A 9666-nucleotide genomic window follows, 5' to 3' on the forward strand; every position below is an offset into this window, starting at 1 on the left:
CGAGGCCACGTTCGAATAGAATGAATAGCGCTGCCATTGGCACAACTGGCAACAACTGCAGCCACTCCTGCCACCCAGCCCCCTCTTCGATGAAATGGCGGACGTTCAAGACCATGATCAGCACTAGCACCGCGAGCGCTAAAAACAGAAACCCGCGAAGTAGACTCATCACAACATCAAAATAAATATCCCAAGCGGTTCGCCGAGGCTCCTGATCCATCTACGCTCCTCCCACTATCTTTCCCCCGCCCATCGGCGCTTTCACGCCTGTCGTGCCAGGGTAAGTGAACGGCAGGCCTGCAATCACGCGCGCAGCGAGGAAGGCGAAGGCCTCAGCCTCAACGAGGTCGCCGCGCCAGCCCAGCGTCTCGGCTGAATACACTTTCATGCCCGTGGCCGCGGCAACCAGCTCGGCAAGCGTCGCATTTCGCCGCCCGCCGCCACACAGCACCAGACGCCGTGGCTCGTCGGGCAAGGCGGCAACGCCCATCGCGATGGTCTTTGCGGTAAGTCCGGTCAGGGTCGCGGCCCCGTCCTCCAGTGACAGGTTGCGCACCGTATCCAGCGAGAAATCCCAGCGGTCGAGCGATTTGGGGCCTGGCCGGGAGAAATAGGGATTGTCGAGAAACTCTGCGAAGGCGGCTTCATGGATGCGGCCGCGCGCGGCGATCTCGCCATTGCGGTCCATGATCTCGCCGGTGCGAGCCTCGACGAAAGCGTCGATGAGGCCATTACCGGGGCCAGTGTCGAAGGCCGTCAGCGTACCGTCCGCCGCAATGTGGGTGATGTTCGCCACGCCGCCGATATTGATGACGCCCAGAGGCCATTCGAGGCCCGACCATTGGCTCAGGGCACGGTGATAGACCGGCACCAGCGGCGCGCCTTGCCCGCCTGCTTCCACATCGGCGGTCCGGAAATCATAGACCACCCGGCAGCCCAGCCTGTCGCTCAACGCCTGCCCGTCAGCGAGTTGCAGTGTGCGCCCCTTCACGCCATTGAGTGGTGCCTGATGCAGCACGGTCTGGCCATGAAAGCCGACCGCGTCGAGCTCTGACGGCGAAAGACCAGCCTTTGCACACACCGCCTCGACGGCCTCGCCGTGAGTGAGCGTGAGAATGCGTTCGGCCTCGGCAAAGGCAGACGGAGCCTCACCCTGCCAGCGCCACTGGAGAGCGGCATCGACGGCTGCCAGCAAGCCCTTGCGTTCTGCGGAGCTGTAGGGCCGCTCCAGCCCCGGACCGAAGCGGGTCAGCCGCTCTCCATCGCTCTCCAGCAGCGCGACATCCACGCCATCCAGCGATGTTCCGCTCATCAGGCCAGCAAGCTTCATAGCATCTCTCTCATCGGATGGCCCTGCGCCTTCCATACCCGCGTGCAATGCTGCTATTAGCGCCCTGTTCGCATTCACAGGAAAGCCCCGCCATGACCACCAACAGCTACGAATCCGATCTCGTCCGCACGCTGGTGGAACGCGGCTATCTCTATCAGGCAACCGATATTGAGGGGCTGGACAAGCGTGCCGCTTCCGGAGCGATCAGCGGCTATATCGGTTTTGACCTGACCGCGCGCTCGCTGCATGTCGGCTCGCTGGTGCAGATCATGCTGCTGCGCCGCCTGCAACAGGCCGGCCACAAGCCGATCGTCCTCATGGGAGGCGCGACCACGAAAGTGGGTGATCCTACGGGCCGCGACACAAGCCGCCCGATGCTGACGCCGGAAATCATTGCCGAGAACAAGGAAGGGATATTGAAGCCCTTCGGCGCGCTTCTCGACATGAAGGAAGCCGTCGTCGTCAACAATGACGAATGGCTGGGCGAGTATGGCTATCTCGACTTCCTTCGTGATTACGGGACGCATTTCACGATCAACCGCATGCTCAGCTTTGACAGCGTCAAGCTGCGGCTTGACCGTGAGCAGCCCATGACCTTCCTGGAGTTCAACTACATGCTCCTCCAGGCGGTAGATTATCTGGAGCTGAACCGCCGCTTTGGCACCGCGCTGCAGCTTGGCGGCGCGGACCAGTGGGGCAATATCATCAATGGCGTGGAGCTGTGCCGCCGCGTGGATGGCAAGGAAGTCTTCGGCTTCACGACGCCCCTGATCACCAGCGCTTCGGGCGCCAAGATGGGCAAGACGGCTGATGGTGCTGTCTGGCTCAATGCTGACATGAAGAGCGCTTATGAATATTGGCAGTTCTGGCGCAATACCGAGGACGCCGATGTCGGCCGCTTCCTGAAGCTGTTCACCGACATTCCGCTTGCCGAAATTGCCCGTCTCGAAGCCCTGCAGGGCGCCGAGATCAATGATGCAAAGATTGCGCTGGCCAACGCGGCCACCGCAATGCTGCACGGCGAAGCCGCAAGCCGGGAGGCCGAGGCTACCGCAAGAGCCACCTTTGCCGGCGGTGGTGCAGGTGATGCCCTGCCCACAATTACAGGCGATCTGAACGCCGGTATCGCTCTTCTGGACGCTCTGGTGGATGCGGGATTGTGCGCCTCGAAAGGCGAGGCCAAGCGCAAGCTCGGCGAAGGCGCGGTCAAGGTGAATGACGAGGCCGAAGCCGACCTTGGCAGGGTTCTTTCAACGCCTGACCTCAAGGACGGCGCCGTCAAGCTGTCGGTCGGCAAGAAGCGTCACGCATTGGTAAGGCCGGGCTAAGGGGAAGCCCGGCCTTACATCGATTACCCTGTAGTCAAATGGTCTATATTCGCGGCGAACGCCCGCGGATCAGTCCCACAACCAGCGCGATCAGGAACAGAACCACAAACAGGAAGAAAAGTATCTGGGCAATACTGGCAGCACCGGCGGCAATGCCACCAAAGCCGAAGACTGCCGCGATAATGGCTACGATAAAGAAGGCCAGCGCAAGACGAAGCATATTGCTATCCTTTCCGATAATGGACACGACCGGATAACGCCGCCCCCTTCAATGCGTTCCGCACCGCACCCAAAACTTTTCACCTCCACTTTTCCGGACCTGCAAATGGCCAAGCATTTCATCACCGCAGACAGCCTTGTCCGGGACGGGTTTGCACTGGCCGATGCCGTTCTGAAGAGCGGCTGGCATCCCGATCATCTTGTCGGGTTATGGCGCGGCGGCTGTCCCATCGCGATTGCCTTGCACGAGGCATTGGTCTGGAAGGGGCTGAAAGCCGGCCATTCGCCGCTGGCGGCCCATTCCTACACCGGCATCGACACCCGCAAGGCGGAAATCGCGATCAGCGGGCTGGACGCGCTTACGGCGGTGCTGCCGGCCGGAAGCCGCCTGCTGGTCGTCGATGATGTACTGGACCGAGGCCACACGCTGGCCGCCGTTCTGGCCGCATTGAAGGGGCGCTACGACGTGCGCATCGCGGTGGCCTGGTTCAAGCCGGACCGCAATGAAACGCCTGTCCGGCCCGACTACCACGTTCATGAGACGGCTGACTGGCTGGTCTTTCCGCATGAGCTGGAAGGCCTGAGCGCAGAGGAAATCCGCACGCACAAGCCGGTGCCGAACGGGTTTCTGTGAGGGGTAGACTGGACCCCGGGTCAAGCCCGGCAACCCGCTTGAGAGGCCAAAGGCTCCTCGGGCCGCGAAGCGGACCGCAAGCGCGACCGCGCGCCCGCAGCTTTGGCGAGGAGCGCGACGCACGGATGTGCGGAGCATTAAGAAGAAATACTAGGCCGCCTTGCCCGACAGCCGGGCGAGCGCCTTGTCCCGGCCAATCAGCATCAGCACCACATCCATTTCCGGGCCATGGCTCTGACCGGTCAGCGCCTGGCGCAGCGGCATGAAGAGCTCGCGCCCCTTCCGGCCGGTTTCCGCCTTGATGGCAGAGGTCCACGCACCCCAGCTTTCGCGCGTCAAGGCGCCGTCCGGCAGAAGCGCGGCAGCCTTTGCGGCATAGTCTGCATCCTCGATCACCGGCGTCACCGGTCCCTCGACCAATTGCCACCAGTCCGCGGCATCCTTGAGCCGGTTGAGATTGGGACGCACCGCGTTCCAGAAGGTTTCCCCGCCCTCGATGCCCAGCGCTTCGAGACGCGGCTGCACGGCGAGGAAGCCCGCCTCATGGATCAGCTTCGCGTTCAGGCGCTCCATCTCGGCAAAGTCGAAGCGCGCAGGCGTGCGCGAAACCTTGGAAAAATCGAGTTCGGAGACAAGCGACGCCAGATCAGCGCGCGCCTCGATGGCATCGGACGTGCCGAGCTTTGCCAGCAGGGACAGTATCGCCATCGGCTCGATACCCTCCTCCTCGCGCAGCGCCTTCACCGAAAGGCCGCCAATGCGCTTGGAGAGTTTTTCACCGTCCGAGCCGACCAGAAGCGGGAAGTGTGCCATGGCCGGCGCACAGCCCTTGCCACCCAGCGCTTCGAAAATCTCGATCTGGGCCGCCGAGTTGGTGACATGGTCCTCGCCGCGGATCACATGGGTGATGCCGGCCTCAAGATCATCGACGACGCTGGGAAGCGTATAGAGATAGCTGCCATCCTCGCGGATCAGGATCGGGTCGGAAACCGAGCTGGTATCGATATGGCTCGCCCCGCGCACCAGATCATTCCACTCGATGCGCCCGCCTGACAGCTTGAAGCGCCAATGGGGCTTGCGCCCTTCGGCTTCATATTTCGCCTTGTCAGCCTCGGTGAGGTTCAGCGCGGCCCGGTCATAGACCGGCGGCTTGCCTTGCGCGCGTTGCAGCTTGCGCTTGCGGTCGAGCTCATCTTCTGTCTCGTAACACGGATAGAGATAGCCGGTCTCGATCAGCTTTGCGCGCGCCGCTTCGTAAAGGTCAAAGCGCTGCGACTGGTTGAAACGCTCATCGAAATCGAGGCCCAGCCAGCGCAGGTCCTCGATGATCTGGTCCTCGAACAGCTTGGTTGAGCGCTCGAGATCGGTATCGTCAATGCGCAGAACAAAGACGCCATTCTCCCGCCGCGCGAAAAGCCAGTTCATCAGGGCAATGCGCACATTGCCCACATGGATGAGGCCGGTCGGGCTCGGCGCGAAGCGGACTTTGACGGACATGGACGGATTTCCAACGGAGTGAGAGCTGCAAGGAAAGGCGGCTGGCTTTGCCATGCCCTTTGCCGGGCGTCAAATGGCGCTCGCCTACATCCGGCTGCGGCTGCCCGCAGCGGTATCGATGGCTAGCGCGGCCTCAAGCGCCATCACCCCTGCCCGCGCATCTGCGGCAGGGCTGACATGAGCCGGGTTCAGCACACGCGAGACAAAGTTCTCGACGCTGGCGCCAAGCGAATCCTTCGCCATGGGGGCATCGGCAAAGGCCGGATCCAGCGGCAGGCCCGCCCCGTTCTCGAAGCGCTTGCGGATGAAGTCGACATCCAGCACCGCACCGCCCTCAAAGCCGATTGTCATCACCCGGTCGCGATCGGGCGCGACGCGGCTCGATTCCAGCTCTGCCACCAGTCCGCCGGGAAACGTCATGCGCGTGACGATATGGTCGGCAAGCCCGCCGCGCTCGGCGCGCATTTCAGCCTCGACACCGGACGGCGCGCTGCCAGCGAGCGCCAGTACCAGGTCGATATCGTGGATCATCAGGTCCAGCGTCACCGATACATCGAGATTGCGCGCCGATGGCGTGCCCATCCGGCGGGCGGAAAGGGTTTTCGCGGGCGGCACGTCACCAAAAAGCCCCATGGCCGCAAAGACGAAGCGTTCCTGATGGCCTACCTGGAGGACACGGCCGAACCGGTCGGCGAGCTCGAGAAGTTCGCGTCCTTCCTCGACCGTGGCGCAAATGGGCTTTTCGACCAGCACATGCCGCCCCGCCGACAGTGCTCGGTGGGCAGCGTCATGGTGGAACAGGGCCGGACTTGCCACGGTGATGATATCGGCTTCCTCGATCATGGCATTGAGCGAGGTAAAGGCGATGGCGCCGTACTGGCGCGCGATGGCACGCGCGCGGTCGCGCACCGGATCGAACACGCCAATGAATTCGGTGCGCTCATCGCCGGCGTACTTGCCCGCATGATAGCCGCCGAACACGCCCGCGCCGACGACCCCGGCGCGCAAGGGTTGGTGAGACTGTGTCATGGCGCGCGAGTTTGCATTTTGAACGCGGTCTGACAAAGGGTGAAAGCAGGCAAACTTGGCATTGCCCGCAGGCAAAGCCACGCTACCATGACCACAGTTTGATGGAGCGGGGCCATGGGCGGAAATCGGGACGCAGGTCAGACCGGGACGGCGAAGCGCGAACATTCGGCTGGCCAGATTGCCAGCGACCTGGTTGGCCTTCCGCTCGGACCGCTGGTTTTCAGAACAATACTCGACACGCTGCTATTCACGCCGCGCATTGCACGCGATGTGATAGCTGGCACCAACGCGTATTTCTCGCCGTTGCGCCTGTTCATCAGCCTGATGGGCCTGACCTTCACGATCATTGCGTTTTTCGGCCTGCCCAATATGTTTTCGCTCGAAACCATGATGGCGCCTGACGGATGGGACCGGGTACGCTCCGCTCTGGCTGAACAGGGCCACACCTTCGAGGAAGTTTCGGCGACGGTGTCGCGGTGGGGCGGGCTTTTGAACTGGCCGATCCTGGTCATCAGTATGATCCCCTACCTGGTAGTCATAAAGCTGTTCCGCCCGTCCATCAGCTGGTGGCATCATTTGCAATGCTACCTGGCTGCCAACAACGCCATGATCATTGCTGCGCTGCTTGTCCTGCCGTTCCTCGTTTTCAGCCAGCTCCTGTTCATCGTCAGTCAGAGCCTCAGCGCCATTGTCTTCTTCATCGCGCTCATGCGGATCGGATCAGGCGGTTTTGGCCTCGGTCCGGTAAAACTGACGGGGCTGCTGATCGCAAGCGTACTGGTGACCATACCCTCGACCGTGCTGATCATGGTCCTGGTCATGGGCAGTATGGAGGCGGTGCTGCAGCTCAACTACGGCGTTTCATTCCTAGAACTCATGTCCATCAGCCTCGACTCCAGCGATGTACCGGTCGAGGCTGCACCTCCATCTTCCGCAACTGAAGAGTAGCCCTCATGAAATCTCGCGAAATCCATCTCGTCCGCCATTTCACCGGTGACGTGAAGCCGGAATATTTCACTCTGGCCGAGGTGGACCTGCCGGAACCGGGCGAAGGCGAGGTTCTGGTGGCCAATGAATGGCTTTCAGTCGATCCCTACATGCGCCCGCGCATGGCAGGCCTGAAAACCTATATCGACCCGTTCATGCCCGGAAAGGCCATGGAAGGCGGCGCAGTCGGCAAGGTCATCAAGTCACGCTCCGACGCCCTGAAAGAGGGCGATTACGTCATGAGCATGTTCGGCTGGCGCGAGGCCTATGTCGCGCCCGCCAAGGGCCTGTTGAAGGTCGATGCCAAACTGCTTCCCGCTCATGCGTATCTGGGCATAGCCGGCCTGACAGGCCTGACCGCCTATGCGGGGCTGAAACGCATTATCGATCTGAAGGAAGGCGAAACCTTGTGGATGAGCGCCGGTGCCGGCGCGGTCGGCTCTGCCGGCATCCAGTTCGCCAAGGCGATGGGGGCACGCGTCATCGCAACGGCAGGCGGCAAGACCAAGACCGATTTCTGCCTCGAAATCGGCGCGGACGCCGCCATCGACTACAAGGCGGTCCCGGATCTCAGAAAGGCCGTCAAGGAAGCCGCACCGGATGGCGTGCATGCCTATTTCGAGAATGTCGGCGGCGATCACCTGGTGGCCGCGCTGGACGTCCTCAAGCAGTTCGGCCGCATCGCGGCATGCGGAATGATCTCGCGCTATAATGACGAGACGCCAGCCCCCGGCCCGCACAACATGACCAATATCGTGACCAAGTCGCTGATGATGCGCGGCTTCATCGTGACCGAGCATTTCGACCTGCAAGGCGAATTCATCAAGGACCTGTCGAACTGGATGATGAGCGGCAAGGTGAAGAGCCGCGAGACCATTTACGAGGGGATTGAAAAGGCACCCGAAGCCTTTACCGGCCTCTTCACGGGCGCAAACCTCGGAAAGATGCTGGTGAAGGTGTGAGCGAGCAAAGCCAGCCCCCCTCACCAAGGCAGGAGCGCAGTGAACTGGCCGAAGAGGTTTTCGGCTTCAATCTACGCTCCGTACGTTCGCTTGCCGATCTACTGATCGCTCCGCGCAAGGTGTTTGGCTCGATCATTGCGCGGGACGGGCAATACACGCCCATGGTGCGCCTCTGGCTGGCCTTGCTCGGCATCCAGATTGCAGCCTCGGTGATATGGGGCGGGTATGGCGCGATCGCTGCCCAGTCGATGGAGGCCGCTGACCCGGCCGCCATTGCGCAACTCGAAGCGATGACCGGGCGATCCAGCGAAGAGTTCTTCGCGCTATACGGCTCCATCATGAGCGTCCTGCACGGCCCGCTGGTCGGCGGCTTTACCGCCCTTTCCGTGCTGGTGCTCGGACGCTTCGGCGAAAAACGCCCGTTTGCGGTCAACTTGAACCTCGTCTTTGCCATCCTGACGGCGGGTTCGATCTTCGGACTGCTGCTGATGCCGGTCGCCCTGTCCGGCGCCCAGACCGGCTTCATCTCTCTTCTGGTGACCGGCTTTCTCTCTTTCGTCTACGCGATGACTTTCATTCGCGGGGCAACGCCCTCACTGGCACGCACCATGCCCGGACGTATAGGCAAGGGCCTCCTCCTGAGTGTGACGATACTGGTCCTGGTGCTGATCGGCGGCTTCATCGCAAATATCGCCAGCGTCATCATCACCTCCGCCTGGCCCTCCTGACGAAAGACCTGCACACCATGACACCTCCTGATCTGGACGCGATCAACGCGGTCAGCGTTGGCAAGCTGCCGGGCCTTGTCGGCCTGGTCATCACCAATAGCGATCCCGCCAAGGTCGAGGGCCACATTGATGTGCGCGAGGATTTGCTGGCCCCGAACGGTTTCCTTCACGCCGCGAGCATCATCGCTCTGGTCGATTCCCTGTGCGGCTACGGCGCCATGGCCAATCTGCCGGAGGGCGCGGCGAGCTTCACCACCGTCGAATTGAAATCGAACTTCATGGGCACGGCCCGTGACGGGCGGGTGCTGGGCGAGGCAAAGCCCGTGCATCTCGGCCGCACGACGCAGGTCTGGGACGCGACGGCGAAGCGCGAAAGCGACGGCAAGGTGCTCGCCCTCTTCCGCTGCACGCAAATGGTGCTCTACGCGCGATAAGCTCCGGCCGGGCGGTTTCGCAGCATGCGTCCCAGAACGAAACCGCCAACGACCGCGCCTGTGAGGGCGGCCAGAAGCGGGCTCGAAAACAGGGCTTCAAACCCGGCATAGCTAAGAATCGCGACACTTACGGCCAGTCCGGTCGCGGCGATCATGTTCAATAATGGGGCGCGTTTCGGTTGCATGCTTTCCGTTCCGCAAACACCGGGCCAGATTTCAAGGTTTTGTTTACCATACGGATCGGATCAATGGCAGATGCCTGCGCAAAACCTGCCGACTCGCCTGTATTTCCTTGCTATGCCTTATGAGAATCGCGATTGATTCATCCGTCCAATGAACAGCCAAACTGGCCAATCACGGCTGGCGAGGCGTCAAACAACCGGGGGGAACCCTCATGAACAAAGCAGAACTCGCCACAGCCATCGCCGACAAGGCTGGCATCACCCGCGCCCAGGCCAGCGACGCGATCGACACCTTTGTCGACTCCATCGTGGCTGCCGGCAAAAAAGGCGAGACCG

At 61.9% G+C, this 9666-nt stretch carries 13 protein-coding genes; 7 read left to right on the forward strand and 6 right to left on the reverse strand.

What is annotated here, in order from left to right:
- Both ACTS2Z_RS08835 and ACTS2Z_RS08840 read right to left on the reverse strand, forming a co-directional pair.
- On the reverse strand, positions 1-220 hold a 220-nt coding region (locus ACTS2Z_RS08835), incomplete at its 3' end, for a hypothetical protein (RefSeq protein WP_442572852.1).
- A complete protein-coding gene (locus tag ACTS2Z_RS08840; protein WP_442572853.1) occupies positions 221-1330 on the reverse strand; it encodes an anhydro-N-acetylmuramic acid kinase in 1110 nt (369 codons plus the stop codon).
- 92 nt (positions 1331-1422) lie between these two features.
- Here ACTS2Z_RS08840 and tyrS point away from each other — a divergent pair, with 92 nt between their 5' ends.
- A complete protein-coding gene (gene tyrS, locus ACTS2Z_RS08845; protein WP_442572854.1) occupies positions 1423-2658 on the forward strand; it encodes a tyrosine--tRNA ligase in 1236 nt (411 codons plus the stop codon).
- 43 nt (positions 2659-2701) lie between these two features.
- Here tyrS and ACTS2Z_RS08850 read toward each other — a convergent pair whose 3' ends face one another.
- On the reverse strand, positions 2702-2878 hold the full coding sequence (locus ACTS2Z_RS08850) for a DUF1328 family protein (protein ID WP_188450959.1): 177 nt from the start codon (positions 2876-2878) through the stop codon (positions 2702-2704).
- Positions 2879-2983: 105 nt separating this feature from the next.
- Between ACTS2Z_RS08850 and ACTS2Z_RS08855 the strand changes: the two genes are divergently transcribed.
- Positions 2984-3511 (forward strand): phosphoribosyltransferase, encoded by a 528-nt coding sequence (locus tag ACTS2Z_RS08855; RefSeq protein WP_442572855.1) that lies wholly within the window; start codon positions 2984-2986, stop codon positions 3509-3511.
- A gap of 150 nt (positions 3512-3661) precedes the next feature.
- Here the strand turns inward: ACTS2Z_RS08855 and gltX are convergent, their stop codons facing one another.
- Together gltX and ACTS2Z_RS08865 are read right to left on the reverse strand one after the other, a co-directional pair.
- Entirely contained in the window at positions 3662-5008 is a 1347-nt protein-coding gene (gltX, locus tag ACTS2Z_RS08860; RefSeq protein ID WP_442572856.1) for a glutamate--tRNA ligase, read from the reverse strand.
- Positions 5009-5092: 84 nt separating this feature from the next.
- Entirely contained in the window at positions 5093-6037 is a 945-nt protein-coding gene (locus ACTS2Z_RS08865) for a Gfo/Idh/MocA family protein (RefSeq protein WP_442572857.1), read from the reverse strand.
- 114 nt (positions 6038-6151) lie between these two features.
- Between ACTS2Z_RS08865 and ACTS2Z_RS08870 the strand changes: the two genes are divergently transcribed.
- Genes ACTS2Z_RS08870 through ACTS2Z_RS08885 form a run of 4 tightly spaced genes read left to right on the forward strand, consistent with a single transcriptional unit; the run spans position 6152 to position 9148 of the window.
- The gene (locus ACTS2Z_RS08870; RefSeq protein WP_442572858.1) at positions 6152-6985 is read left to right on the forward strand and encodes a hypothetical protein; all 834 of its coding nucleotides are present in this window, start codon (positions 6152-6154) and stop codon (positions 6983-6985) included.
- Between the two features lie 5 nt (positions 6986-6990).
- Positions 6991-7986: an NADP-dependent oxidoreductase gene (locus tag ACTS2Z_RS08875; RefSeq protein WP_442572859.1), complete on the forward strand. Its 996-nt coding sequence runs from the start codon at positions 6991-6993 to the stop codon at positions 7984-7986.
- The gene (locus tag ACTS2Z_RS08880; RefSeq protein ID WP_442572860.1) at positions 7983-8714 is read left to right on the forward strand and encodes a hypothetical protein; all 732 of its coding nucleotides are present in this window, start codon (positions 7983-7985) and stop codon (positions 8712-8714) included. The genes ACTS2Z_RS08875 and ACTS2Z_RS08880 overlap by 4 nt, the downstream gene beginning before the upstream one ends.
- Positions 8715-8731: 17 nt before the next feature.
- Positions 8732-9148, forward strand: coding sequence for a PaaI family thioesterase (locus tag ACTS2Z_RS08885; protein ID WP_442572861.1), 417 nt, complete (start codon positions 8732-8734; stop codon positions 9146-9148).
- Here ACTS2Z_RS08885 and ACTS2Z_RS08890 read toward each other — a convergent pair.
- A complete protein-coding gene (locus ACTS2Z_RS08890) occupies positions 9136-9333 on the reverse strand; it encodes a hypothetical protein (RefSeq protein WP_442572862.1) in 198 nt (65 codons plus the stop codon). The genes ACTS2Z_RS08885 and ACTS2Z_RS08890 overlap by 13 nt on opposite strands.
- A 209-nt stretch (positions 9334-9542) precedes the next feature.
- On the opposite strand from ACTS2Z_RS08890, the gene ACTS2Z_RS08895 reads away from it, so the two are divergent.
- Positions 9543-9666 (forward strand): HU family DNA-binding protein (locus ACTS2Z_RS08895; protein WP_442572863.1); only part of this gene is annotated, 124 nt, incomplete at its 3' end.

The organism is Glycocaulis sp., from assembly GCF_052168375.1.
Lineage (GTDB): Bacteria > Pseudomonadota > Alphaproteobacteria > Caulobacterales > Maricaulaceae > Glycocaulis.